General features: G+C 57.7%; 24 protein-coding genes. 6 read left to right on the top strand and 18 right to left on the bottom strand.

What is annotated here, in order from left to right; genetic code table 11:
• Positions 1 to 117: 117 nt before the first annotated feature.
• Complete coding sequence (locus GA830_RS11975; RefSeq protein WP_195162073.1) at positions 118 to 669, bottom strand: YceD family protein; 552 nt, start codon at positions 667 to 669, stop codon at positions 118 to 120.
• Between the two features lie 16 nt (positions 670 to 685).
• The gene (locus GA830_RS11970; protein ID WP_195162072.1) at positions 686 to 1,231 is read right to left on the bottom strand and encodes a ubiquinol-cytochrome C chaperone family protein; all 546 of its coding nucleotides are present in this window, start codon (positions 1,229 to 1,231) and stop codon (positions 686 to 688) included.
• Between the two features lie 105 nt (positions 1,232 to 1,336).
• Between GA830_RS11970 and GA830_RS11965 the strand changes: the two genes are divergently transcribed.
• Positions 1,337 to 1,855 carry an outer membrane protein assembly factor BamE gene (locus GA830_RS11965; RefSeq protein ID WP_195162071.1) on the top strand — a complete coding sequence of 173 codons (519 nt, stop codon included), beginning with the start codon at positions 1,337 to 1,339 and terminating at the stop codon, positions 1,853 to 1,855.
• A 69-nt stretch (positions 1,856 to 1,924) separates the two neighbouring features.
• Here the strand turns inward: GA830_RS11965 and GA830_RS11960 are convergent, their stop codons facing one another.
• The 12 genes from GA830_RS11960 to GA830_RS11905 all read right to left on the bottom strand — a co-directional run bounded on the left by GA830_RS11960 (position 1,925) and on the right by GA830_RS11905 (position 14,078).
• Positions 1,925 to 4,069: a sodium-translocating pyrophosphatase gene (locus GA830_RS11960; protein WP_195162070.1), complete on the bottom strand. Its 2,145-nt coding sequence runs from the start codon at positions 4,067 to 4,069 to the stop codon at positions 1,925 to 1,927.
• Positions 4,070 to 4,244: 175 nt separating this feature from the next.
• The gene (locus GA830_RS11955) at positions 4,245 to 5,456 is read right to left on the bottom strand and encodes an MFS transporter (RefSeq protein ID WP_374939320.1); all 1,212 of its coding nucleotides are present in this window, start codon (positions 5,454 to 5,456) and stop codon (positions 4,245 to 4,247) included.
• A gap of 2 nt (positions 5,457 to 5,458) precedes the next feature.
• Positions 5,459 to 5,965: a transcription antitermination factor NusB gene (nusB, locus tag GA830_RS11950; RefSeq protein ID WP_258045418.1), complete on the bottom strand. Its 507-nt coding sequence runs from the start codon at positions 5,963 to 5,965 to the stop codon at positions 5,459 to 5,461.
• A gap of 2 nt (positions 5,966 to 5,967) precedes the next feature.
• Complete coding sequence (ribH, locus tag GA830_RS11945; RefSeq protein ID WP_195162068.1) at positions 5,968 to 6,432, bottom strand: 6,7-dimethyl-8-ribityllumazine synthase; 465 nt, start codon at positions 6,430 to 6,432, stop codon at positions 5,968 to 5,970.
• Positions 6,433 to 6,551: 119 nt separating this feature from the next.
• Positions 6,552 to 7,169 carry a riboflavin synthase gene (locus GA830_RS11940; RefSeq protein WP_195162067.1) on the bottom strand — a complete coding sequence of 206 codons (618 nt, stop codon included), beginning with the start codon at positions 7,167 to 7,169 and terminating at the stop codon, positions 6,552 to 6,554.
• Positions 7,169 to 8,284, bottom strand: coding sequence for a bifunctional diaminohydroxyphosphoribosylaminopyrimidine deaminase/5-amino-6-(5-phosphoribosylamino)uracil reductase RibD (gene ribD / locus GA830_RS11935; RefSeq protein ID WP_258045417.1), 1,116 nt, complete (start codon positions 8,282 to 8,284; stop codon positions 7,169 to 7,171). Before ribD ends, GA830_RS11940 begins: the two co-directional genes overlap by 1 nt.
• Complete coding sequence (gene nrdR, locus GA830_RS11930; protein ID WP_195162066.1) at positions 8,281 to 8,799, bottom strand: transcriptional regulator NrdR; 519 nt, start codon at positions 8,797 to 8,799, stop codon at positions 8,281 to 8,283. Before nrdR ends, ribD begins: the two co-directional genes overlap by 4 nt.
• A gap of 87 nt (positions 8,800 to 8,886) precedes the next feature.
• Complete coding sequence (gene glyA / locus GA830_RS11925) at positions 8,887 to 10,200, bottom strand: serine hydroxymethyltransferase (RefSeq protein ID WP_195162065.1); 1,314 nt, start codon at positions 10,198 to 10,200, stop codon at positions 8,887 to 8,889.
• Positions 10,201 to 10,370: 170 nt separating this feature from the next.
• Positions 10,371 to 11,624 (bottom strand): L,D-transpeptidase family protein, encoded by a 1,254-nt coding sequence (locus tag GA830_RS11920; protein WP_195162064.1) that lies wholly within the window; start codon positions 11,622 to 11,624, stop codon positions 10,371 to 10,373.
• A gap of 293 nt (positions 11,625 to 11,917) precedes the next feature.
• Positions 11,918 to 12,433, bottom strand: a complete 516-nt coding sequence (gene ldtR / locus GA830_RS11915) for a transcriptional regulator LdtR (RefSeq protein WP_195162063.1) — start codon at positions 12,431 to 12,433, stop codon at positions 11,918 to 11,920.
• 179 nt (positions 12,434 to 12,612) lie between these two features.
• Entirely contained in the window at positions 12,613 to 13,017 is a 405-nt protein-coding gene (locus tag GA830_RS11910) for a DUF6163 family protein (RefSeq protein WP_195164926.1), read from the bottom strand.
• Between the two features lie 23 nt (positions 13,018 to 13,040).
• Positions 13,041 to 14,078 carry an enoyl-CoA hydratase/isomerase family protein gene (locus GA830_RS11905; RefSeq protein WP_195164925.1) on the bottom strand — a complete coding sequence of 346 codons (1,038 nt, stop codon included), beginning with the start codon at positions 14,076 to 14,078 and terminating at the stop codon, positions 13,041 to 13,043.
• A 134-nt stretch (positions 14,079 to 14,212) separates the two neighbouring features.
• On the opposite strand from GA830_RS11905, the gene hemB reads away from it, so the two are divergent.
• Both hemB and GA830_RS11895 read left to right on the top strand, forming a co-directional pair.
• Positions 14,213 to 15,244 (top strand): porphobilinogen synthase, encoded by a 1,032-nt coding sequence (gene hemB / locus GA830_RS11900; protein WP_195162062.1) that lies wholly within the window; start codon positions 14,213 to 14,215, stop codon positions 15,242 to 15,244.
• 86 nt (positions 15,245 to 15,330) lie between these two features.
• A complete protein-coding gene (locus GA830_RS11895; RefSeq protein ID WP_195162061.1) occupies positions 15,331 to 15,486 on the top strand; it encodes a hypothetical protein in 156 nt (51 codons plus the stop codon).
• Between the two features lie 20 nt (positions 15,487 to 15,506).
• Here the strand turns inward: GA830_RS11895 and GA830_RS11890 are convergent, their stop codons facing one another.
• Entirely contained in the window at positions 15,507 to 15,767 is a 261-nt protein-coding gene (locus GA830_RS11890) for a DUF982 domain-containing protein (RefSeq protein WP_195162060.1), read from the bottom strand.
• Between the two features lie 239 nt (positions 15,768 to 16,006).
• Here GA830_RS11890 and GA830_RS11885 point away from each other — a divergent pair, with 239 nt between their 5' ends.
• Together GA830_RS11885 and GA830_RS11880 are read left to right on the top strand one after the other, a co-directional pair.
• Positions 16,007 to 16,477: an RDD family protein gene (locus tag GA830_RS11885; protein WP_195162059.1), complete on the top strand. Its 471-nt coding sequence runs from the start codon at positions 16,007 to 16,009 to the stop codon at positions 16,475 to 16,477.
• Between the two features lie 118 nt (positions 16,478 to 16,595).
• On the top strand, positions 16,596 to 17,354 hold the full coding sequence (locus GA830_RS11880) for an arginyltransferase (protein WP_195162058.1): 759 nt from the start codon (positions 16,596 to 16,598) through the stop codon (positions 17,352 to 17,354).
• 80 nt (positions 17,355 to 17,434) lie between these two features.
• Here the strand turns inward: GA830_RS11880 and GA830_RS11875 are convergent, their stop codons facing one another.
• Positions 17,435 to 17,707 (bottom strand): hypothetical protein, encoded by a 273-nt coding sequence (locus GA830_RS11875; protein ID WP_195162057.1) that lies wholly within the window; start codon positions 17,705 to 17,707, stop codon positions 17,435 to 17,437.
• A 281-nt stretch (positions 17,708 to 17,988) separates the two neighbouring features.
• Positions 17,989 to 20,262 carry a DNA topoisomerase IV subunit A gene (gene parC, locus GA830_RS11870; protein WP_195162056.1) on the bottom strand — a complete coding sequence of 758 codons (2,274 nt, stop codon included), beginning with the start codon at positions 20,260 to 20,262 and terminating at the stop codon, positions 17,989 to 17,991.
• 158 nt (positions 20,263 to 20,420) lie between these two features.
• Between parC and GA830_RS11865 the strand changes: the two genes are divergently transcribed.
• Entirely contained in the window at positions 20,421 to 21,617 is a 1,197-nt protein-coding gene (locus GA830_RS11865) for a hypothetical protein (RefSeq protein ID WP_195162055.1), read from the top strand.
• 80 nt (positions 21,618 to 21,697) lie between these two features.
• Here the strand turns inward: GA830_RS11865 and aspS are convergent, their stop codons facing one another.
• Positions 21,698 to 23,485, bottom strand: a complete 1,788-nt coding sequence (gene aspS / locus GA830_RS11860; protein WP_195164924.1) for an aspartate--tRNA ligase — start codon at positions 23,483 to 23,485, stop codon at positions 21,698 to 21,700.
• Between the last annotated feature and the right edge of the window lie 102 nt (positions 23,486 to 23,587).

Raw genomic sequence — 23,587 nt, 5'->3', positions numbered from 1 at the left:
CACAACATGGATTCGTCCCAAAATGCGTCAAAGGCCCGATATGGCACCGCCCGGGAAATGCCTAGCATGCCCGTTGCGTTTTGCCCAATAACAGAGGTTAGCCACCTCTGCCCAAGCTCACGATGGCTTTTTGAGCGCAGAAAGGCGGGAAAAGGGCGATTCGGCTGGCTCATCATCTTCGATATATGCAGCTGTCTCCATCCCCGGCTTGCGCGGATAGGGGTCGATCGCCAGTACAAAAAACTCTTCTGCCAACGCGCCAACATCGATGGAGTCGCCTGAAAACAGTTCTGGTGCGTCCGGCCCTTCAGCTGCTACCAGAATTTCGCCGCCCTCGCCAAAGCCTTCCCGCCCGAGTTTCGACGTTGCAGGGAGAAACACCCCGGAAACCTCTTCTTCAATGTGGGTGGTGAGAGGCTCCAGCGTCACTCCGCATGCCTGCGTCAGATCAGCGGACACCTTGCCAGTGACGCTGACACCGTTGCGCTTCCACGCTGCAACGACCAATTCGGCCTTATAGCGCTCGACTGATAGCAGACCATGCTCGGCGGCAAGGTTTTTCAATTGCTCGGGACTGGCATCGAGCTTAACCCGCATCCCGCGTTGCGGAAGCTTGGCAACGTTTACCTCTAAAGATACCGGGCTTAAGGCGTGATCCTGTTTTACCATTTTGTCCTCCATCCGCTCAGCTTTTAGTGGCATCGGGAAATTCCAGCGTACCAGCCAAAATAGCATCGGCGGGCTGGGAAGCGAGCATTGGCTCGGCACCTGCCATATAGGCAGCAAGGTCTGCCGCCTGCGGCCATGCCTGTTCATCAGGACGCACGTTGCGCATCAGTGCAGCAGCAAGCTGCGACTGGTCGCCGGCATCCAGCGCATCCGCATAGGCGCCGGTGCGGCCGTAAAACATGCGCGCCAGCTTCTTCATCCGCTTGGGCACGCCCATGTCGCCAATGCCAAGTTCGCGCAGAGACTGCTCGACATCGCTGAAAAATTCGTCCGTCAACACCTGCGCCAGTTCGCGCGAGGCAGCGTCGTTCTCGCCACGCATGCGGCGCATGAAGAGGAACATATGGAGCGAAAGCATCTCAAACCGGCCGAGCGGCGTGTCGGGAACATTCCAAGCCGAATAAAACAGGGGCTGCCGCGCCGCTGCCACGATTGCACCATAGACCGCGTCGGTAATTGCCCGGTTGGCGTGGCGCTTGCGGCCGAAAAGTCGTTGGAACATGGGACTCGTTTCATCTGGGGTCGTGTTGCATCGGCGCGCAAGCTGGTTTACCGGTTTTGCGGCCCGGCGCAAGCCGGCTAGAACACGGATCGATGGGAGTTGTTGTTGGGCGCGCTGAAATTCAAGACGAGGTCGATATCGGCTCCTGCGATTGCCATATCCCTCCTCGCAACCGCCACGGTGCTTGCCGGATGCAATGCGCCGAGCACAAAATCGCTCGGGCTTAACGCATCCGAGACCCTGACACAGGGGTATGTGATCGACGAAAAGCAGATTGAACAGGTCCCGGTCGGATCGAGCCGCGAACAGGTCATTTTGGCGCTCGGCAGCCCGTCCACCACCGCAACCTTTGACAATGAAGTTTTTTACTACATCTCACAGACCCGCAAACGGTCCGTGGCGTTCATGAACCCGCATATTGTCGACCAACGCATTCTCGCCGTCTATTTCGGCGACGATGGGCGTGTTTCCAACATTGCCAATTACGGCAAGAAGGATGGCAAGGTGTTTGACTTCATTTCCCGAACCACACCGACGGGTGGCAAGGACCAGAACTTCATCGGCCAGTTGATGGCTGGTGCCGGCGGCATGCCGCAGAGCCTTCCGGGTCTGCCCAGCCAATAGCTTTGGGGCTAAACTGCAAGAAAAACCCGCGGGATCGCTCCCGCGGGTTTTTTTACGCCTTTATTTGGATCAGCTACCGTGAGCCAACACCGCGAGCAGCAGCAAGGCCACGATGTTGGTGATCTTGATGGCGGGGTTCACCGCTGGACCAGCGGTGTCCTTATAAGGGTCGCCCACCGTATCACCGGTGACCGAAGCCTTGTGTGCCTCTGAGCCCTTGAGGTGTTTGACGCCGTCCTTATCGACGAAGCCATCCTCAAAGGATTTCTTGGCGTTGTCCCATGCACCGCCACCGGAGGTCATGGAGATGGCAACGAACAAGCCGTTGACGATGACGCCCAGAAGAGACGCGCCAAGTGCTGCGAAGGCGGATGCTTTGGAACCCGAAATCAGCAAGACGCCGAAATAGACGACCAGCGGCGCCAGAACCGGGAGCAGCGACGGAATGATCATTTCCTTGATTGCTGCTTTGGTGAGGATATCCACCGCACGCGCATAATTGGGCTTGGACGTGCCCTTCATGATGCCCGGATCTTCGCGGAACTGTTTTCGTACTTCTTCCACGATGGAGCCTGCCGCGCGGCCAACAGCCGTCATTGCAATGCCGCCGAACAGATATGGAATAAGGCCACCAAAGATCAGGCCAGCCACCACATAGGGGTTGGACAGATCGAAGGAAACTTCGCCCATGCCTTGGAAGTAGGGATATTTGTCGCCATTGGCGGCAAAGAATTTCAGATCATTGGCGTAGGCTGCGAAGAGAACAAGAGCACCAAGACCTGCCGAACCTATTGCGTAGCCCTTGGTGACGGCCTTGGTCGTGTTGCCCACCGCATCAAGCGCATCGGTGGACTGACGCACTTCCTTGGGCAGACCCGCCATTTCGGCAATGCCACCGGCATTATCCGTTACCGGGCCAAAAGCATCGAGCGCGACAATCATTCCGGCAAGACCAATCATTGTGGTGACCGCGATAGCGGTGCCAAACAGGCCGGCAAGCTGATAGGTCGAGATGATGCCACCAATGATGACGATGGCTGGTAGTGCGGTTGATTCCAGCGAGACCGCAAGGCCCTGAATAACATTGGTGCCGTGACCGGTAACCGACGCCTGAGCGATAGAGTTGACCGGACGCTTGCCAGTGCCGGTATAATATTCGGTGATCACGACGATCAGTCCGGTCACCAGCAGCCCAACTAGGCCGCACAGAAACAGGCCCATGCCAGATATGGCGACGCCGCCACCCGAGCCGATTTCGCCCCAACCGATGGTCAGGTGGGTTGCTGCGGCAAGACCGACTACCGAAAGAAGACCGGTGACGATGAGGCCCTTGTAGAGCGCGCCCATGATCGAGCCGTTGGAGCCGAGCTTGACGAAGAAGGTGCCGATGATCGATGTCAGGATGCAGGCGCCGCAGATCGTCAGCGGATACAGCATCACCGAACTCAGAATGTCGGAACCGGCAAAGAAGATCGCGCCGAGCACCATGGTGGCGACGACGGTTACAGCATAGGTTTCGAACAGATCGGCCGCCATGCCTGCGCAATCGCCGACATTGTCACCGACATTGTCTGCAATCGTAGCTGGGTTGCGTGGATCATCTTCGGGGATTCCCGCCTCGACCTTGCCGACGAGATCGCCGCCGACATCCGCACCCTTGGTGAAAATGCCACCGCCAAGACGCGCGAAGATCGAAATAAGCGATGCGCCAAAGCCGAGCGAAACCAGCGCGTCGATGACCGTGCGGTTATCCGGTGCCAGACCCATCGGGCCCGTCAGAACCCAGTAATAGACGGACACGCCCAGCAGGGCCAAACCAGCGACCAGCATTCCGGTGATGGCGCCCGACTTGAAGGCGATGTCGAGACCGGCTGCCAGGCTGTTAGAGGCGGCCTGCGCGGTGCGCACATTGGCGCGGACCGAGACATGCATGCCGATAAAGCCGGCAGCACCTGACAGCACAGCGCCGATCAAGAAGCCAAGCGCGGCCGACCAGGACAACAGCCACCAGGCCAGTGCGAAGACGACGACGCCGACGATGGCGATGGTTGTGTATTGCCGAGCGAGATAGGCTTGTGCGCCCTCACGGATGGCACCGGCGATTTCTTGCATGCGTGCATTGCCCTGATCTGACGCGAGAACAGATTGCGTCGCCCAGATGGCATAGATGATGGAAAGCACGCCGCACAGAATGACGACGAATAGCATGGTCATTTGTGGATAGTTCCCCCGAGTGATGGCCCGAACACTCCTCCCGGGCCTGCTGCATGGCGAACAAGCGCGGTTTTGCCGCACCAGTCCTTTGCAAGGTATGCGAAACGACTTCCATAAGGTCAAGACGGGTGTGGGGAAAGGCGCCGGTTTCAGCTCAGACTTTGGTGTCTTCGGCTCAGGCTTGCGCCCTCGCCGGACGCTGCGACAGCATCAAGGTGGCTAGACCGATAGCGCACAGCGCGAGCAGCGGGATCGCAATCCAGCTCAGCATTGCCCAGCCAAAAGAGTTGTAGACGACACCTGACATCAGCGATGCAATGGCGACGCTGGTGAACAGGATAAAGTCGTGAAACCCTTGGACCTTGCCCTTTTCCGACGGGCGGTAGGTATCGGCCACCATCGCGGTAGCGCCGATAAAGCCGAAATTCCAGCCCAGCCCGAGCAGGATAAGCGCCGTCCAGAACTGCCACAGCGCGATGCCCGAAAGGGCGATCGCGGCACAGGCCAGAAGGATGACGAGCCCCGATGCTACGATCTGCTCTGCGCCAAACCGGTGGATCAGTTTTCCGGTAATGAAGCTCGGCGCAAACATCGCCATCACATGCCACGAAATGCCAAGCGTCGCCTGATCGCTGGTGAAGCCACAGCCGACCATCGCCAGCGGCGCGCCTGTCATCAGGAAAGTCATCAACGCGTAGGAGCAGACGGCGCATAAAAGCCCAACCGCAAAACGCGGCTGGCGGGCGATGTCACCCAGCGAGCGCGGTACGGATGTGTCAGCGTTGTCGGTCGCGTTGCCCAGTGGCCGCAGCGGCAAGAACGAGAGGATCGCAGCGCCGACTAGCGCCAGTCCAACAATCGACAGGAACGAACCAGCAAACATTACCGGTGCCAGCATTTCTTTGGTGTGGATAACGATCTGAGGCCCGATGATGGCGGTGACAACGCCGCCGGCGAGCACGAACGAGATCGCACGTGCCTTGAACTCGGGAGGCGCATTGTCGGCGGCGGCAAAACGGAACTGTTGGACAAACGCCCCGCCAAAGCCGGTGATTGCCACTGCAAACACAAGAAACCAGAAATTGCCCTGAAGCAGCGCCCAGGTTGAGGCAGCCCCACCCAGGCCGGTGATCGCCGTGCCCGTCATGAAGCCGTGTCTCTGACCGAGGAAGCGTATGATTGCGGCTGCCGGAATGGCGCCAAGCGCAAGCCCAACCGTGAAACCCGTGACCGGCGCAGTCGCCAGCGCCTTGTCGGCGCCGAGCATGTAGTAGCCGGCAAGCCCACCGACAGCGAAGCAGATCGGAGCTGCAGAACCAACAATGGATTGTGATGCGGCAAGCAAGATTGCCGTGCGACGCGCCTCGCGCTCCGCAGGCGATTTAATGCTCACTGGGGATCCTTGCCGCGGCCCTCGCCCCGGACGCGTCGCGATACGCGGTCAAGCACCGCATTGACCAGTTTTGGCTCGTCGTCTTCATAAAACGCTTTGGCAATGTCGACATACTCCGAAACGATCACCGCGACCGGCACGTCCGCGCGTTCCATCAATTCGTAGACGCCAGCCCGCAGAATTGCACGCAACGTAGAGTCCAGCCGCGACAGTGGCCAGTCCTCGGACAATGCTTGTCGGATAACTGGATCAATCGTCTTCTGGCTTTCGACGACGCCCGCCAGAATAGCCCGGAACCATTGCGCATCGGCCTCACGGTAGACGGCGCCATCAACTTCCTTGCCGAGGCGGAACGTCTCATATTCGGCTGCGATTTCCAGAAGCCCGCTGCCGGCCACATCCATCTGGTAAAGCGCCTGCACGGCTGCAAGGCGCGCCGCCCCACGCTTGTTGGCCTGGCGGACCGGTGCGGGTGTCACTTTGGCTATCGGCTCCTGCGCCACGATCAGGCTCCGAGCCGCGAACGCATGGCGATCATGGTCAGCGCCGCGCGCGCCGCAAATCCGCCCTTGCCGCCCTCACCGATCTCCCCGCGTTTCGCCCGCGCCCAAGCCTGGGCCTCGTTCTCGACAGTCAGAATCCCGTTGCCGATTGCCAGCGATTCGTCGATCGACAGGTCCATCAAACCGCGCGCAGATTCATTGGCAACAATATCAAAGTGATAGGTTTCGCCACGCATAACACAGCCGAGCGCAACGTAGCCGTCATATTCGGTGCCGGTTTCCTCAGCGCCGTCGAGGGCAAACGAAATCACCGCCGGAATTTCGAGCGCGCCGGGCACCGTCACTACGTCATAGGTGGCGCCCGCTTCGTCTAGCGTTGCTTTGGCATCGTCAAGCAATGCGTCAGCCAAAGCGTCGTAGAAACGCGCCTCGATTATCAACAGATGAGGTTTGCGGGTTTTCGGCATGTCAGTCTCCGGATCGCCGGTGACTTAGGCCGAACCGGCAGTGACCGCAAGCGGAAGATCGGGTTTGGGGCGGGTATCTCGTGTGCGTGGGGCGGGTGGCTGGTGGAGCCAAGCGCTGCTTAAAGGCCCTCGCCTGCCGCCTCAGCCAACCGGGCGGCGTAGCGAGCCATGGTATCGATCTCGATGTTGACGGTGTCGCCGACCAGTCGTTCGCCCCAACTGGTGACGAACAGCGAGTGTTTGATCAGCAAAACATCAAACACCCGGCCCGCGACCTGATTGACGGTAAGCGACGTCCCATCGAGTGCCACCGAGCCTTTGGGTGCGATGAAGCGGGCGAGGTTGCGTGGTGCTTCCAGCCGGAAGCGCACCGCATCTCCCTCTTCCTTGCGCTCGATGATCTGGGCCATGCCATCGACATGGCCGGAGACGATGTGTCCACCCAGTTCGTCGCCAATTTTCAGCGCCCGCTCCAGATTGATTTTTGTGCCTGCCTGCCATTTTGATGCCGTGGTCAGCCGCAGCGCTTCCTCCCAGGCTTCTACCGCGAACCAGCGATAATTGGAGCCAGCCTCCGGCAACTGCGTCACGGTCAGGCAGACGCCGGCGCAGGCGATCGAGGCACCGATGGCGATCGTTGCAGGGTCATACTGCGATTCAATGCGGAGTTTGACTCCGGCATCCAGCGGCACGACTTCCGCGACCGTGCCAATATCGGTGACAATGCCGGTAAACATCAAATCTTCCTGACCCATTCTTCAAAACGGTCTTTGCAATAGCCCGCGACCCGCAAACGGCGAAAATCTTTCGGCATATCGGTATTGCGGAGCGGCGACACAATGCCGCCTGCGCCAATCTCACCGACCCCGTGGAACAACACGATCCGGTCGACCAGACTTTCGTCCAGAAAGGCACGCGCTGTTTCAGGCCCGCCCTCGACCATGAGGTTAGCGATGCCCATCGCTGCCAGATCTTCCAGGAACTCCGGCAAGGCGATCCGACCCTCATGGCTATCGGTTGCCAGGATTTTCACGCTGGCTGCTTCCAGAGCCATCCGGCGGGCAGGATCAGCGTCGATTCCTGCAGCGACCATCACGGGAACTCTGCTTGCCGTCTGAACGAGTTTTGACGTTGGCGACAACCTCAACTGGCGATCCAGAACTATTCGGACAGGCGAACGCCCTTCCAAGCCATCGAGGCGCACTGTCAGTTCCGGATCATCGGCCAGTGCTGTGCCAATGCCGACCAGGATCGCGTCGCTTTGCGCGCGCATCAGATGGACCATGCGGCGCGACAGCGGTCCGGAGATCGCCACCTGCCCCTCACCGCTACGGCCAACCATGCCATCGCTGGAAAGGGCAATCTTGAGAATCACTTGCGGACGTTTTTTGAGAGATCGAATCAGGTAGCCGGCCATCTGGTCGGCGGCTTCCTCGGCCAACACGCCTTCTACGACCTCTATGCCGGCCTGCCGCAGAATGGCGTATCCTTTGCCGGACACGCGCGTGTCCGGGTCGGTCGCCGCGCCCACTACGCGGACAACGCCCGCAGTCGCCAATGCATTGGCACAGGGGGGCGTGCGGCCGTGGTGCGCACACGGTTCGAGCGTTACATAGGCGGTTGCTCCGCGTGCCAGTGCGCCTGCCTCGGCCAGCGCTTCGGCCTCGGCATGAGGCCGGCCGCCAATGGCGGTGACGCCGCTGCCGACAATCATCGGCCCCGTGCCATCGTCGCGCACGATCAGGGTGCCGACGGAGGGGTTGGTAGCGGTGCGCCCGGAATGCTTGTGGGACAGGCGGATGGCAGCCGCCATAAAGCGGCGGTCGGTTTCGAGCCGGTTTACCGCTGTCACTCCGGGTCCTCGTCGCCCGTCAATGCGTCGCGAAGCTCATCACCCTTCAACTCGCCCAAAAGCTCATCCCCCTCCAGTTCGCCGAGAAGCTCGTGGAAATCCCTCGCCTCGCGGAAATTCCGGTAGACCGAGGCGAAGCGAACATAAGCGACATCGTCTAGTGCCTTCAGTGCTTCCATGACCAGGCGGCCGACCTCGCCAGATGGCACTTCGGTCTCGCCGGAGCTTTCCAGCTGGCGCACGATGCCCGTCACGGCACGGTCGATGCGGTCGGGATCAACATTGCGCTTGCGCACCGCGATTTCCATCGAGCGCAAAAGCTTGTCGCGGCTGAACGGCACTTTCCGACCGGACTTCTTCACCACTACCAGATCGCGCAATTGCACGCGCTCAAAGGTGGTGAAGCGGCCGCCGCAGGCTGGGCAGATGCGCCGGCGGCGAATCGCGGTGCCGTCTTCGGCAGGACGCGAATCCTTGACCTGCGTATCTTCCGACTGGCAGTAGGGACAGCGCATGGCATTCCTTCAAGGATTTAGGGGTTGCGCGGAAAGGCTTAAAACCTTTCCGCGCATTATAAAAGGACCGGCCTGAAAAGCGTACCTTCAGCCGAGGTAAGAATACAACGGGAAGCGGTCGGTCAGCGCCAACACCTTCTGTTTCACGGCAGCCTCGACAGCGGCGTTGCCATCGTCGGAATTAGCTGCCTTCAGACCTTCCAAAACTTCGTTGATAAGATTGCCGATTTCCTTGAATTCTGCAGTTCCGAAGCCGCGTGTGGTTCCCGCCGGTGTGCCGAGACGCACGCCAGATGTGACGAAAGGCTTTTCGGGATCGAACGGAATCCCGTTCTTGTTGCAGGTAATGTTGGCGCGCCCAAGAGCTGCCTCGGCACGCTTGCCGGTGGCGTTTTTGGGACGTAGATCGACCAGCATCAGGTGATTATCTGTTCCGCCCGATACGATGTCGAGGCCGGCTTCCTTCAGTGTGGCCGCGAGCGTCTTGGCATTATCGACCACGGCCTGTGCATAGGTTTTGAATTCAGGCCGCAGCGCCTCGCCGAAAGCAACCGCCTTAGCGGCGATGACATGCATCAGAGGGCCGCCCTGGAGGCCCGGAAACACCGCCGAGTTCATCTTCTTGGCGATGGCCTCATCATTGGTAAGAATCATGCCGCCGCGCGGGCCACGCAGCGATTTATGGGTTGTGGTGGTGACCACGTGGGCGTGTGGGATGGGCGACGGATGAACGCCACCGGCAACCAGGCCAGCGATGTGGGCCATATCGACCATCAGATAGGCGCCGACCGCATCGGCGATCTCACGAAACCGCTTCCAGTCCCAGACGCGCGAATAGGCGGTGCCGCCGGCAAGAATCAGCTTAGGCTTGACCTCATGCGCCTTCTTTTCGATGGCATCCATGTCGAGCAGATGGTCATCTTCGCGCACGCCATAGGACACCACGTTAAACCATTTGCCGCTCATGTTGACGGGCGAGCCATGGGTCAGGTGCCCGCCTGAATTGAGGTCAAGTCCCATAAAAGTGTCGCCCGGCTGCAGCAGCGCCAAAAACACCGCCTGGTTCATCTGGCTGCCGGAGTTGGGCTGCACATTGGCGAAATTGCAGGAAAACAGCTTTTTGGCTCGCTCGATCGCCAGTTCCTCGGCGATATCGACAAACTGACAGCCGCCATAATAGCGCTTGCCCGGATATCCCTCGGCATATTTGTTGGTGAGCACAGAGCCCTGCGCCTCCAGCACAGCGCGCGACACGATGTTTTCGGAAGCGATCAGCTCGATTTCATGACGCTGGCGACCGAGTTCCTTGCCGATAGTGTCGAAGATGTCGGGATCGACCTCAGATAGCGGCGCGTTAAAGAAGGATTCGAACGAGTTCGAGGCGGCCGGTGCAAGTGCCATGGCTTCGGGTCCTGACTTTGTGGAAAACGACGATATGGCGCCATTAACACAAGTGCCCCCTGCCCGCCACGTTTTGCCCGCGAAATTTCTGGGTCCGATTGCGCCAGCGGATAGCATGCAAAAAGGCCGCCCCAGAGGACGGCCTTCTGAAAGAACGTTCCAGCGGTGGCTTAGAGGGAGGCGGTCGAAATGCGAAGTTCGTCCACGCCATCGCGGCCATAGATGTCGTCGCGGAAGTGAACGACGCGGTCGCCGGTCGACCAGGAGGAGATATAGGTGAAGTAGACCGGAACTGGATTGGTGACAGGTACGGGCTTGCTCTCGCCGCTTTTGATAGCCTGTTCAAAACTCTGGCGATCCCAGCCCGGCGTATCCCGCAAAATCCAGGTGACCAGATCGCGCACGTTCTGAACACGCACGCAGCCTGACGAATCGAAGCGCATAAGCTTGGAGAACAGGCTCTGCTGCGGCGTGTCGTGCATGTAGACGCCATCCGGGCTTGGGAAGTTAATCTTGACCGACGCCATGGCATTGCCGGCACCAGGATCCTGACGCAGGCGGAACTTTGCCGCGTCTTCGGTCTGCCAGTCGATGGTCGATGGGTCGATCTCGCCGTTGGGCCCGAGAATGCGGATACTGTTGCGCTCGAGATAAGTTGGATCCTTACGCATCAGCGGAATGATGTCCTTACGGACAATTGATTCTGGCGCATTCCAGTAAGGATTGACAATGATCTCGTTGATTTTGGAATTGAGAATAGGCGTCTGGCGGTCGATCTTGCCGACAATTGCAGTGTGACGCAGAACCACGCGGTCGTTCTCGACCGCCTCAATCTGGGCAGCCGGAATATTGACCATGACATAACGCTGGCCAAGATCACCGGACATGGAGCGCAGGCGCACCAGATTGGTCTCTAACTGTCCGAGGCGGACCTGCGCCGAGACGTTCATCGCCGCATAGGTATACTTTCCAAGAACGCCATCGGACGGAAGGCCGTGGCGGCTCTGGAAGCGTTTGACAGCCGCGTCCACGTAGGTGTCGAAAGAAGGTGAAACTCCCGCATTCTGAGGCATATCGCCCGAAACAATCAACCGCTGGCGCAGTGGCACCACATCTTGATCAACAACGCCGAGCCTTAGCTTTTTGGTATCCGGGACCTTGGGCCAGCCACCCCTCGATACAATGTCGCTATATTGCGCCATCGCCTGCTGAACGTGACCAACGGTCTGCTGGCTGAAGATAGGAAGATTGGATGCTACCTTGTCGCCCTCGCTAACACGGGCGTCAAACTGGTCGTCCCAATTGCCGCGGCGCGACGATTTCAAAATGTCGCCGATCACGTCCTGCGCGCTTGCGGCGCCTGTCAAGGCGGTGGCAGCGACGGCACCAGCACCGGTGAGCAAAAAGCGGCGTGTTGTTTTCATGATAATCCCAGACAATCTGAAGTGTGGCCAGCAGGCAGAGTTTACGCACCGGAAAGCTAACGGGTCAGCCTTAACAATTCGCGAACCATAACCGGGTTCCGGTCAGACTGGTTCTTGTCCGTTAAGGCATCCTAATATGGCGGCACCGTGACGCCGCGTCACTCAAAGAAAACGTGATCGTCTGTCGCGCAGTTTCGCTATATGGCGGTCTGTCGCCTGAATCAGCAAAACCGGCGCATGATTTGCGCCGGTTTTGGATAGTTCCCCCCCGTTTAGGGGGCTGTCGCGCCAAACTACATGCGATAGGCGATGGTATCGTTCCAAAAACGGTCCAGCCGCTGCAGGGCGCGGTTCATCTGCAGGAACTCTTCCGGGTTGATTCCGCCAACCTGTTCGATCGAACCAATGTGACGTTCGTAAAGACCCGCGACAACTTCAGCTACCTCAACACCCTTTGGCGTCAGGCTGACACGGACCGAGCGGCGGTCGATGCGCGAGCGCTGGTGATTGATGAAGCCGAGATCGACTAACTTCTTGAGATTATAAGACACATTCGATCCCAGATAGTAGCCGCGCGACCGCAGTTCACCCGCAGTCAGCTCGGCATTGCCGATGTTGAACAGCAGCAGCGCCTGGATCGCATTGATGTCGCTACGGCCATTGCGGTCGAATTCATCCTTGATGACATCAAGCAGACGGCGGTGCAGACGCTCCACCAGCTGAAGGGATTCCATATAGAGCGAACGGATCGCCTGACGGCGGTCATCGGACACTGTTGCGGGCGTTGCCGCCTGACGCGAATTGATCATTTCATTGCCTCTCGTTTGTCGCCCGGTGATTGTTTTGTTTTTTCTCACCTTAACGCGACCCTATCGAATGCTTCTAAAATTCGACTTAAAAGCCAAGGCTAACAAGAGCTTACCAGAGAGAGGTTTCGGAACAGGCTTAACAAATTGTACCCCGAGGGGTGTTTGTTAACCAAACGTCTTCAGACGGCCTGACGTTCTTCGGCGCGGCGTTCAAAGTAGATCGCCAGACGGATGGCCGCGTAGACCAGCGCGACGCAGAGATGCGAGACGACGATCAAAAGTTTTTCCCCGAACAGTTCGGGAAAGCCGACATACATCACAGCTTCCGTGGCAGCACAGATGAACCAGACGACCGGGCCCCACGAGGCAAGCATCCATAAACCTATGGCGGCAAAGGGAAAAAGTGCTGCCAGCGTCACTGCTGCGACCTGCCAGTAAGCCGGCATGAGGTCAAAGCGCCATGATGGCCCTTCGTAGAACCCGATCAGGCGTATCCAGTAAAGCACGCCAAACATCAGACAATAAGCGGCGATAGCCCTGTGGAACCAGTAGAAAGTGAGCTCGGCGGTTGAGGGCCCGGGCATTCCCCGACTGACGAGTTCGCCTTTCAAAGCGTCAGTTCCCTATCAAGAGGAGCGAAATACGCCTCCACCTCGGAATTTCCAATGTCTTCAAGGGTTTTGGGATTCCAGTCAGGCTTGCCATCCTTGGCTATAATCGCTGCGCGGATGCCTTCGTAGAAATCGTGGCCGGCCAGCATACGGTTCAGGATGCGGAATTCCATCGTCACGCACTCTTCCAACGAACGCGTTGAACCCCGCACCATCGCCTTGAAGGCAACATGGAGGCTGGTAGGAGAGCGCATACGCAGCGTTTTCAATGTGGTAGCGGCGAATTCGTCGGAATCCGCATCAGCAATCAGGCTCTCGATGATCGCCAACAGTGTGGTTTTGGAGAAATGGCGCGCAATCTTATGGACTGTTTCGGCATCCGTTTCTCGCCTGGCCGGGCGGAACGCCTGACGCAGCGCGAGATCTGGTTCGCCGGTTTCAACGATCCGCTCGACAATTCCGGGCAGATATTGAGCCTCGACCGTATAGGTCGCCAGACCGCTCCAAAGCGCATCGCCATAACGAATGCGATTGCCTGTCAGACCCAGATAAATGCCGAAACTCTCGCCCAGGTCGGGCAACAGATACGTGGCGCCGACGTCGGGAAAAAAGCCGATACCCACTTCAGGCATCGCAAATACGGCATTTTCTGTCATCACAGGATGTGAGCCGTGCAGCGAAACGCCGACACCTCCGCCCATGACTACGCCGTTAATCAGCGCAACATATGGTTTTTTGAAGCGATCGATCTGAGCATTTAGCCGATATTCATCTGCAAAGAACGCAACTGATGCTGGTGAATTGCGGCTCTCATAGACGGCACGAATGTCACCGCCTGCAGAAAATGCTTTTCCCTCCGCCTGGATGACAACGGCCTTGACCGCATCGTCCCTCTCCCAGGCCGAAAGGGCCTTCGACAGCGCCTTGATCATATCGTGGGTCAGCGCATTCAAGGCTAACGGTCGCGTAAGTGTTACAAGACCTGCCGCGCCACGCTTGTCGAAACTGATGTCAGCGCCGCCGCCAAATTCCACGCGCATATTCCTCTGTCTGCCGAAAGTTCGTGCAGTGCTAATGGACGGAATGTGCCTGCGTCAATGCCAACGTACGCGCAGGGGTTGGTCTCCAATCCGCCAGCATGATAGAATGCCTCACCCGGAGAAGCGCGATGAACAAGATCAGCCAGCCCAAGTTTGCTGCAAGCCGAAGTGTCGATGAAATAACCGGCGGTCGACGGCTGAGGCGTATGCGCAAAGCCGACTGGTCACGTCGGCTGGTGCAGGAAAATCACCTCACGGTCGACGATTTGATCTGGCCCATTTTTGTGATCGAAGGGGAGAACAGACGAGAATCTATTGACGCCATGCCAGGCGTCTTCCGGATGACGGCGGACCTTGCCGTGAAGGAGGCCGAACGCGCCGCGAAGCTCGGAATCCCGGCAATCGCGACCTTCCCGAATGTGCCCGTGGATTTTCGCGACCAGACTGGTTCGCACATTCTTGCGGCCGACAATATCATCAATCGCGTGACGCGCGCCATCAAAGATGCTGTTCCCGAAATCGGCATAATCACCGATGCGGCACTGGATCCATTCACTAGCCATGGGCATGACGGCATATTGCGCGACGGGATCATCGTCAACGACGAGACGGTGGAACAGGTTGCAGCGGCTGCGGTTTTGCAGGCAGCAGCCGGCGCCGACATTATCGCCCCTTCGGACATGATGGACGGGCGCATAGGCGCGATCCGTGATGCACTCGACGCGAACGGCTTTCACGATGTGGCGATCATGTCTTATGCGACAAAGTTTGCCTCAGCGTTCTACGGCCCGTACCGGGAAGCGATTGGCACAAGCGGTCTTTTGAAGGGCGACAAAAAAACCTACTATATCGACCACGCCAACTCGGATGAAGCGGTGCGCGAAGCTGAACAGGATCTCGCCGAGGGGGCCGACATGCTGATGGTGAAACCAGGCATGCCGTATCTCGATATCATTCGTCGGCTGAAGGACGAATTCAGCATGCCAACCTTTGCCTATCAGGTGTCGGGTGAGTACGCGATGATCAAGGCCGCTGCCGCCAATGGGTGGATCGACGGCGACCGTGCGATGCTAGAAAGCCTGTTGGCCTTCAAGCGCGCAGGCTGTGATGGCATTCTCACCTATTTTGCACCGCAGGTGGCGGAAATGCTGCGTTCCTGATCAATTCGCGTTAGCATTCCTGCCTTCAGTTGTTGTCTTTGCTGGCCAATAAACGTAGGCAGTCCCTTCAGCAAAAAGGAAACGGAATGGCGCGACCACCAAATTACAACCATGAACGTAAAGAGCGCGACCGGGCAAAGGCCAACAAGAAGGCTGATAAGCTTGCGGCCAAAGCGGCTGCAAAGGAACGGCTAAAGCCTGAGGACGAGACGACCGAGGCTGAAACGTCGACCGAAGAGTAGTTTTGACAGCGCGGCGATAGTCAGTCCGGCGCCTTGTCGCTGATGAAGACGTTGACTTCGCGCGCGGCGGCAATGAAGGCGCGCCTTGCGTTCATTGCCGGCTTGTCACCCGCCATTGCATCATGGCAGGCTTGCAGCGCTGCACGGTGCTTGGGGCTGCGTTTGCCCGGCCAGGAATTCATAAGATAGTCCGTAGCCTCACGCGCAGTGCGCAGCAGCTGGTTTGCGCCGGTATCAGGCGCCTTGACTGTGACAGGTGTTTCGAAGCGGTTGTTTTCCATGGCCGCTCTTACGACAACGACGGTTCCGAAGCGAGACGTAAAGTCACCGACGGCAAAATCGAACGCGGGCGGTCAAGATTTCTGTCCGTTCTATCGGTTTCGTGCTGCAATTGTTAGATTGCGTGTCCTCTCCTTGCGTGCGCATGCCCACGCTCAGGGTCGGTGAACAGTTGAAATTGCCATGCGTTTACCCACTTGAAGGAAGGCCGCGCATTGCGCGCTTCTGAACAGGAGACCAGATGAACACCACAACAGCCCCTGAGAATACACACAGCAACCACTGGGATGAGCCCCGGCTTTATTCCGGTGTGCTCACCAATCGCGTTTTCGCGTTCATGATCGACTATTTGATCATTGGTCTGCTGTTGATCCCGGTTGCCATTCTGGTGTTCTTCCTCGGCATTCTGACATTGGGGCTGGGCTGGCTTCTTTTCGGCATCCTAGGGCCACTGGTGGCGCTAACTTATGTCTGGAAAACGCTTGGCGGCGTGAATCAGGCTACTCTTGGCATGAAGATGATGGGTATTCAGCTTGAAAGGCTGGACGGGAGACCTGTTGATGGAATGCTTGCAGTGGTTCACACGGTCCTGTTTTGGGCCGGCAATACGGTGCTTACGCCTTTGATCCTGCTCGCGGCATTGTTCACTGACCGCAAGCGTACGGTCCATGACCTGCTCCTGGGCACCGTGGTGATCCGTTCCAGTCCCTGACGCAATCCATTTCGCAATCTAATATTATTGAATGGGGGCGGCTCGCGCACCCATTTCCTATTGAATTTTTCGTAACCAGCGCCAAGGTAGAGTGGCTTGGAGGACCGTTCGACATTCGATGACGCAGCATCCGACCCAGTCGCCGCAGTTCTTTCTCACAGCTCCTTCGCCGTGCCCGTATATTGATGGCCAATTTGAACGCAAGGTTTTCACCCATCTTGTGGGAGACCGAGCGCCTGAGCTCAACGACCTTTTGACGCAAGGGGGGTTTCGGCGCTCTCAAAACATTGCCTACCGCCCGGCATGCGAACATTGCCGAGCCTGTGTGTCGGTACGCATTCTGGCAGACGAGTTTCATCCCACGCGCAACATGCGCCGCGTGATCAAACGAAATAGTGACCTGATCGGCGCCTTGCACCAAGCTGAGCCTAGCACCGAACAATTTTCGCTATTTCGTACCTATCTCGATTCACGTCACCGCAGGGGCGGCATGTCCGAGATGACAGTGCTCGACTATGCGATGATGGTTGAAGACACCCATGTGAACTCGAAGGTCATTGAATACCGTAAGCGGGGTCCCGACAGTTTCATAACCGGAAAAGGGGTTGGGGAACTGCTCGCGGTGGCCCTGACCGACCAGATGGCAGACGGGCTCTCGATGGTCTATTCCTATTTCAATCCTGAACTTGAGGACCGCTCGCTTGGCACCTTTATGATCCTCGACCACATCTTTCGGGCCCGCGCTGCTGGCCTTCCACACGTGTATCTTGGCTATTGGGTCAACGGTTCCCGAAAAATGAACTACAAGGTGCGCTTTGCGCCCCAAGAACATCTCGGCCCCAAGGGCTGGGAGCGTTTTCAGGCAGATCCTGAATAATACCCACTCGTCAGCTGCGTCTCGGATATTAAAAAAGCGCGTCTGGCTTACCAGACGCGCTTTTGGTTGGTTCGCCTATTCTACTGGCGACGATCGTATTCGAAGCTGTCTACCGGGCCTGTCTTGACCTGCTCACTATCGGGATTTCTGATCGAAGCAGTCGAGCTGTAATCGACGCCGGCGCGCGGCTCATTCACTACGTTCGAACGAGGAGCGGCATCCCCGTAGCGGTTGTTAAAGAACGGCGCGGCCTGGGACGGGGCATCGTACTTCAAATCGCCTGAGAAATCATTGGCGAGTGCGACGCCCGATGTCAAAGCAACGGTTGCAAGCGCAATAAGGATCTTTTTCATTTTTTAAACTCCATTCAAGAGGCACGCGGTGTTGGGAGCGCCACGGTCTCTCGTGCTATTTTTTGCTGTCGCATTGGTTAGTTCGATGTCCGGTGTCAGCACGAGGCAAAACCGAAGAAGACCTAGCAAGCAGCGCGGAAGGCGGTTCCTTCCGATGCACTTCAGGTAAGAACGGCCACGCCCGCTCGCCAATCAAGAGGACGCGAGTGAGCCTTGCGTGCGAGACACAAAACTGTGTGCGGGGGTTGACGTTAGAGACGGGTACCAACTTCCGCTATGCGTTAGCCGCCAAATTTCCCAGTGCGCGGAAAACCTTTTGGGACCATACGGCCGGCGGAAGCGCGGGCGCCGATCCATTCGGATAGCTCATCGCGACTGCGGATAAAGATGCGGTCTGCGGAATCCTGCCAGGAGAGACCGCCTTCCATGGCGAAGGTTTTGAGGTCGAGGATGCCGCCGTCCTTGTATTTCTGCAGACGCACGCCCTTGCCGCGACCCATTTCAGGGATTTCTAAGAGCGGGAAGACGAGCATCTTTCGGTTTTCGCCGACGATCGCCACATGATCACCGGAGACTGGAATACAGCGCATCGCTTCGTCCGGTGTCTTCACGTTCATCACCTGCTTGCCCTTGCGGGTGTTGGCGACGACTTCCTCCTCCGATACCACGAAGCCATTTCCAGTATGGCTGGCGAGCAGCAGCTTTCGCTTGGGGTCGTGAATGAAGGCGGCGACAATATCCTGATCATTGTCCATATCGACGATGATGCGGATGGGCTCGCCATGACCTCGGCCGCCCGGCAGCCGGTCGGCGCCGATGGTGTAGAACTTGCCACCGGTGGTGAAGACCAGGATCTTGTCGGTGGTCTGTGCGGGGAACGCCAGCTTCAGTGAATCGCCTTCCTTAAAGGTTAATGTCGAATAGTCTGACATGTGGCCCTTCATGGCGCGAAGCCAGCCTTTTTCCGAGACAACGACAGTGACAGGCTCTTTCTCAATCATTGCCTGATGAATGTCGGCAAGATCGACAACTGGCGCGTTGGCAAAGGTAGTGCGTCGCTTGCCAAGCGGTGTGTGCGCACCGAATTTCGTGCGGACCTGCTCAACCTCCCAGCGAATCGTTTTCCATTGCAAGGCCGTCGAGCCGAGCAAAGTTTCGATCTGGCCCTTTTCGGCGGAGAGCCCATCGAACTCCTTGCGGATCTCGAACTCTTCGAGTTTCCGCAGGGCACGCAGCCGCATGTTGAGGATGGCTTCAGCCTGGGTGTCGGTCAGGTCCCAGCGCGCTATCATCACCTGTTTGGGCTCGTCCTCCTCGCGGATGATGCGGATCACCTCATCCAAGTTGAGGTAAGCGATGAGGTAACCGCCCAGGATTTCCAGCCGACGCTCAATCTCGGCGAGACGGTGTTTAGACCGTCGCACCAGCACTTCCTTACGATGCTCAAGCCATTCTTTGAGCACGTCACGCAACGAGAGCACGTTGGGCACTTTTCCGCGTGAGAGGACATTCATATTGAGCGGGAAGCGCAGTTCGAGCTCGGTGAGCTTAAACATCGACTCCATCAAAACAGCAGGGTCTACCGCGCGGCTTTTAGGTACCAGCACCAAACGGATGTCTTCAGCGCTTTCATCACGCACATCATCGAGCAGCGGCAATTTACGGGCGATCAGAAGCTCAGCGATCTTTTCGATCAGCCGCGCTTTCTGGACTTGGTAAGGAATTTCGGTGACGACAATCGTCCAGGTGCCCCTGCCCTGATCTTCCTGTTGCCAGCGGGCGCGCACCCGAAAACCACCCCGGCCCGTCTCATAGGCCTCAATGACAGATGCTCGGTCATCGACGATGATGCCGCCTGTCGGAAAATCCGGCCCCTGGATCAACCCATCGTCAGACGTTGTGCTCATCAACTGGTCGATCGGCGTTGCCGGGTTGTTGATCAGCAGAAGGGCTGCGGTGCACAGCTCTGCCGCATTGTGAGGCGGGATCGACGTTGCCATGCCCACCGCAATGCCTGAAGAACCATTCGCGAGGATGTTCGGGAAGGCGCCCGGCAAAACAACCGGTTCTTCGTCTTCCTCGTTATAGGTGGCACGGAAGTCTACGGCATCTTCCGTGATACCGAAGAGGAGCTCGGTTGCGACCTCGGTCATCCGCGCTTCGGTATAACGCATGGCTGCAGCGTTATCGCCATCGATGTTGCCGAAATTGCCCTGTCCGTCGACCAGCGGATAGCGCACCGCAAAATCCTGAGCCAGTCGGACCAGCGCATCATAGATCGACTGGTCGCCATGGGGATGGAACTTGCCCATGACCTCGCCGACGATGCGGGCGCATTTGGCAAAGCCCTGATCGGGGTTGAGGCGCAACAGGCGCATGGAATGCATGATGCGGCGGTGGACAGGTTTCAGGCCGTCGCGGACGTCCGGCAGAGCGCGATGCATGATGGTCGAAAGCGCATAAGCAAGGTAGCGCTCTTCGAGCGCCTTCTTCAGATCGACAGGTTCAATATGATCGCCGCTGTCGGAACCGGGTGGAATAAGGCTTTTTCCCATGAGAACCACCTAGCGGAGGCACCGATTCGCGGCAAGGGCTCGACCTTTCAATTGCCTTTTGTCGCAATTTGCGGCCAATGTCGCCGATCCGCCATTTTGCGACCGTTGGTCGCCGATTGCGAAATCATACTCAGGTTTAATCGATCAGGGGAACGCGTATGTCACTCCACCTTCCAATATTGAAAAAGCTTGCCTACTCGGCCGCCACTCTCATTCTTCCGCTCACTTCCGCTCAGGCATTCGAGGCGAACCTGGTGGTCGAGCGCCTGAAAGCCGTGCTTGCCGAACAGGGGATAAATGTCGACTGGTCTGGAATGTCATCGAGCGGATCTCAGATCATCCTGCAAGGTACTAACCTCAAAGTAGCAAAAGAGCCGCAGCCATTGGGAATTGGAACGGTAACACTGGACGACGTCAGCGACGCCAATGGCGGCTACCGGATCGGCAAGATTACGTTACCGCCCTACTCGCTTTCTGAGGGCGGGGTGAGCTTTGACGTTTCGGCCGCTGAACTGAAGGGGCTGACGATCCCACCAGTGGGTTCGACCGATACCTTTGCCTCCCTGATGATGTACGAAGGTATCGATCTCGCCGCCATCTCGGTGAAGAAAGCCAATGTTCCCGTGTTTGGTTTGACTAAACTTCATGTCGAAATGACCCCGCCCAAGGATGGCGACGCATTGGAGTTCACGGGTTCTGCTGAGAAATTCACAGTCGATCTTGCGAGTGCTATCGAAGACCCCAAAGGCAAGGCAACGATCGATGCGCTTGGGTACAACACCATCTTTGGCGACTTCGAAATGTCCGGGAGCTGGCAGCCAAGCGACGGTCGGCTTGAACTTTCGCAATTTGACATGACGGTAGACGATGCAGGCACGCTAGGCACGACGTATGAGGTCGGCGGCTATACGGTCGAATTCGTCAAGTCCCTGCAGGAGTTGCAAAAGAAAATGGCCGATCAGCCCGCCGGTGCCGATGATTCGGCTCAGGGCATGGCCATACTTGGCCTGATGCAGCAGCTCACTTTTCAGGCGGCCAGTATTAGATTTGACGACGATACGCTGACCGAAAAATTGCTCGAGCACTATGCCAAGCAGAACGGCGTCAAGCCGGCTGACCTCGCCAATCAGGCGAAGGCCATATTGCCATTTTTGCTTGGCCAGCTCGACAATCCAGAACTCGCGACTGAAGTTTCAGAAGCTGTCTCTGATTATCTTGATAATCCCTCATCCTTCGAAATCACGGCTGCACCCGAAAAACCGGTACCTTTCGCCTTGATCATGGCGGGCGCAATGCAGTCGCCGAAGGATCTGACTAAAACGCTGGCCGTATCGGTAACTGCAAACGAAGATTGATCTGGCCCCGTTGCCGAGATCCTGAGCTCAACAAAAACGGCGCCTCGAAGCGCCGTTTTTTTACTCAGAGGCGCAGGGGATCAATCTTTCTTCTGCTCGATCACCCGCAGCGATAATTCACGCAATTGGGTTAGCTCTGCAGGCGATGGGGCATTCATCAACAGATCCTGCGCCTGCTGGTTCATTGGGAACATGGTGATTTCACGCAGGTTCTTGGCACCAACCAACAGCATCACGACGCGGTCAACGCCGGCCGCCATGCCGCCATGTGGTGGCGCGCCATATTGGAATGCGCGGTAAAGGCCGCCAAAATTGGCTTCCACCGTTTCACGGTCCAGTCCAACAATCTCGAAGGCTTTGACCATGGTTTCGGTGAGATGGTTGCGGATGCCGCCTGAGGCGATTTCGAAACCATTGCAAACCATGTCGTACTGGAACGCCTTGATGGTGAGCGGGTCCTGTTCGTTCAACGCGTCGATACCGCCTTGCGGCATGGAGAACGGGTTGTGGCCGAAATCGACTTTCTTTGCGTCTTCGTCCCATTCGTAGAAGGGGAAATCAATGATCCAGCACAGTTCGAAGCGTTCACGATCGACAAGGTTCAGTTCCTCACCGGCGCGGGTGCGGGCGGCACCTGCAAAGCTTGCGAACTTTTTCGGGTCGCCGGCAACAAAGAAGCAGGCATCGCCATCTTCAAGGCCAAGCTGCTGGCGCACTGCTTCAGTGCGTTCTTCGCCAATATTCTTGGCCAAAGGTCCGGCACCGTCGATCTTGTCGCCTTCCTTGCGCCAGAAGATATAGCCCAGCCCCGGCTGTCCCTCGCCCTGCGCCCATGAATTCATGCGGTCACAAAAGGCTCTTGAGCCACCGGTTTTTGCCGGAATAGCCCATATCTCGGCTTTCGGGTCGCCAGCAAGAATGTTGGAGAACACTTTAAAGCCAGAATCGCGGAAATGGTCGGAGACCTCCTGCATCTCGATCGGGTTGCGCAGATCGGGCTTGTCGGAGCCATATTTGCGCATCGCCACATCGTAGGGAATGCGGCGGAACTCCTGCGTGACCGGCTTGCCGTTGGCGAATGCCTCGAACACCCCACGCATGATCGGCTCCATAGTCGTCAGGATGTCTTCCTGTTCGACGAAGCTCATTTCAAGGTCGAGCTGATAGAATTCGCCTGGCAGACGGTCTGCGCGAGGATCTTCATCGCGGAAGCAAGGCGCGATCTGGAAATATCGGTCAAAGCCCGACATCATGATCAGCTGTTTATATTGCTGCGGTGCCTGCGGAAGCGCGTAGAACTTGCCGGGATGAATGCGCGAGGGCACCAGAAAGTCACGCGCGCCTTCAGGCGACGATGCCGTGAGGATGGGCGTTGAGAATTCGGTAAAGCCGACATCGCTCATGCGCTTGCGCATTTCGGCAATGATCTTGGTACGCGCGATGATATTCTTGTGCAGCGTCTCACGACGCAGATCGAGGAAGCGGTATTTCAGGCGGATATCTTCGGGATAATCCGGCTCGCCGAACACCGGCAAAGGCAGCTCCTTGGATGCCGAAAGAACTTCAATCTCTCCAGCAAAAATCTCGATCTCGCCGGTTGGCAGGTTCGCGTTGACAGTGTCGCCGCGGCGCGCTTTCACTTCGCCATCAACGCGGATGACCCACTCGCCGCGTACCGTTTCGGCAGTCTTGAATGCCGGCGAATCCGGATCGGCGACGATCTGGGTAAGGCCGTAGTGATCGCGCAGGTCGATGAACAAAAGTCCGCCATGGTCGCGCACTCGGTGAACCCAGCCTGAGAGGCGGACGGTTGAACCTACGGCGCTTTTCGTCAGTTCGGCGCAGGTATGGCTGCGGTAGCGATGCATGGTCTGGCATTCCAGTTTCAAGGATTTTTCGACAGGGCGGTAGGCATGTACCGGCGCCCTGAAATTGGCGCGAAAAGCGCATGTGGACCGGTCTTTGTCAAG

The sequence above is a fragment of the Mesorhizobium sp. NBSH29 genome (assembly GCF_015500055.1).
Taxonomy (GTDB): Bacteria; Pseudomonadota; Alphaproteobacteria; order Rhizobiales; family Rhizobiaceae; genus Neomesorhizobium.
The sequence above is the reverse complement of the archived record's forward strand: the minus strand, read 5'-3'. Positions and strand labels throughout refer to the sequence as shown.

Excerpts from the sequence above, each read along its gene's own strand:
- GA830_RS11975 (WP_195162073.1), bottom strand. The coding sequence starts at position 669 with ATGGTAAAACAGGATCACGCCTTAAGCCCGGTATCTTTAGAGGTAAAC.
- GA830_RS11970 (WP_195162072.1), bottom strand. The coding sequence starts at position 1,231 with ATGTTCCAACGACTTTTCGGCCGCAAGCGCCACGCCAACCGGGCAATT.
- GA830_RS11960 (WP_195162070.1), bottom strand. The coding sequence starts at position 4,069 with ATGACCATGCTATTCGTCGTCATTCTGTGCGGCGTGCTTTCCATCATC.
- ribH (WP_195162068.1), bottom strand. The coding sequence starts at position 6,432 with ATGCCGAAAACCCGCAAACCTCATCTGTTGATAATCGAGGCGCGTTTC.
- GA830_RS11940 (WP_195162067.1), bottom strand. The coding sequence starts at position 7,169 with ATGTTTACCGGCATTGTCACCGATATTGGCACGGTCGCGGAAGTCGTG.
- nrdR (WP_195162066.1), bottom strand. The coding sequence starts at position 8,799 with ATGCGCTGTCCCTACTGCCAGTCGGAAGATACGCAGGTCAAGGATTCG.
- glyA (WP_195162065.1), bottom strand. The coding sequence starts at position 10,200 with ATGGCACTTGCACCGGCCGCCTCGAACTCGTTCGAATCCTTCTTTAAC.
- GA830_RS11920 (WP_195162064.1), bottom strand. The coding sequence starts at position 11,624 with ATGAAAACAACACGCCGCTTTTTGCTCACCGGTGCTGGTGCCGTCGCT.
- ldtR (WP_195162063.1), bottom strand. The coding sequence starts at position 12,433 with ATGATCAATTCGCGTCAGGCGGCAACGCCCGCAACAGTGTCCGATGAC.
- GA830_RS11910 (WP_195164926.1), bottom strand. The coding sequence starts at position 13,017 with ATGCCCGGGCCCTCAACCGCCGAGCTCACTTTCTACTGGTTCCACAGG.
- hemB (WP_195162062.1), top strand. The coding sequence starts at position 14,213 with ATGAACAAGATCAGCCAGCCCAAGTTTGCTGCAAGCCGAAGTGTCGAT.
- GA830_RS11895 (WP_195162061.1), top strand. The coding sequence starts at position 15,331 with ATGGCGCGACCACCAAATTACAACCATGAACGTAAAGAGCGCGACCGG.
- GA830_RS11890 (WP_195162060.1), bottom strand. The coding sequence starts at position 15,767 with ATGGAAAACAACCGCTTCGAAACACCTGTCACAGTCAAGGCGCCTGAT.
- GA830_RS11885 (WP_195162059.1), top strand. The coding sequence starts at position 16,007 with ATGAACACCACAACAGCCCCTGAGAATACACACAGCAACCACTGGGAT.
- GA830_RS11880 (WP_195162058.1), top strand. The coding sequence starts at position 16,596 with ATGACGCAGCATCCGACCCAGTCGCCGCAGTTCTTTCTCACAGCTCCT.
- GA830_RS11875 (WP_195162057.1), bottom strand. The coding sequence starts at position 17,707 with ATGAAAAAGATCCTTATTGCGCTTGCAACCGTTGCTTTGACATCGGGC.
- parC (WP_195162056.1), bottom strand. The coding sequence starts at position 20,262 with ATGGGAAAAAGCCTTATTCCACCCGGTTCCGACAGCGGCGATCATATT.
- GA830_RS11865 (WP_195162055.1), top strand. The coding sequence starts at position 20,421 with ATGTCACTCCACCTTCCAATATTGAAAAAGCTTGCCTACTCGGCCGCC.
- aspS (WP_195164924.1), bottom strand. The coding sequence starts at position 23,485 with ATGCATCGCTACCGCAGCCATACCTGCGCCGAACTGACGAAAAGCGCC.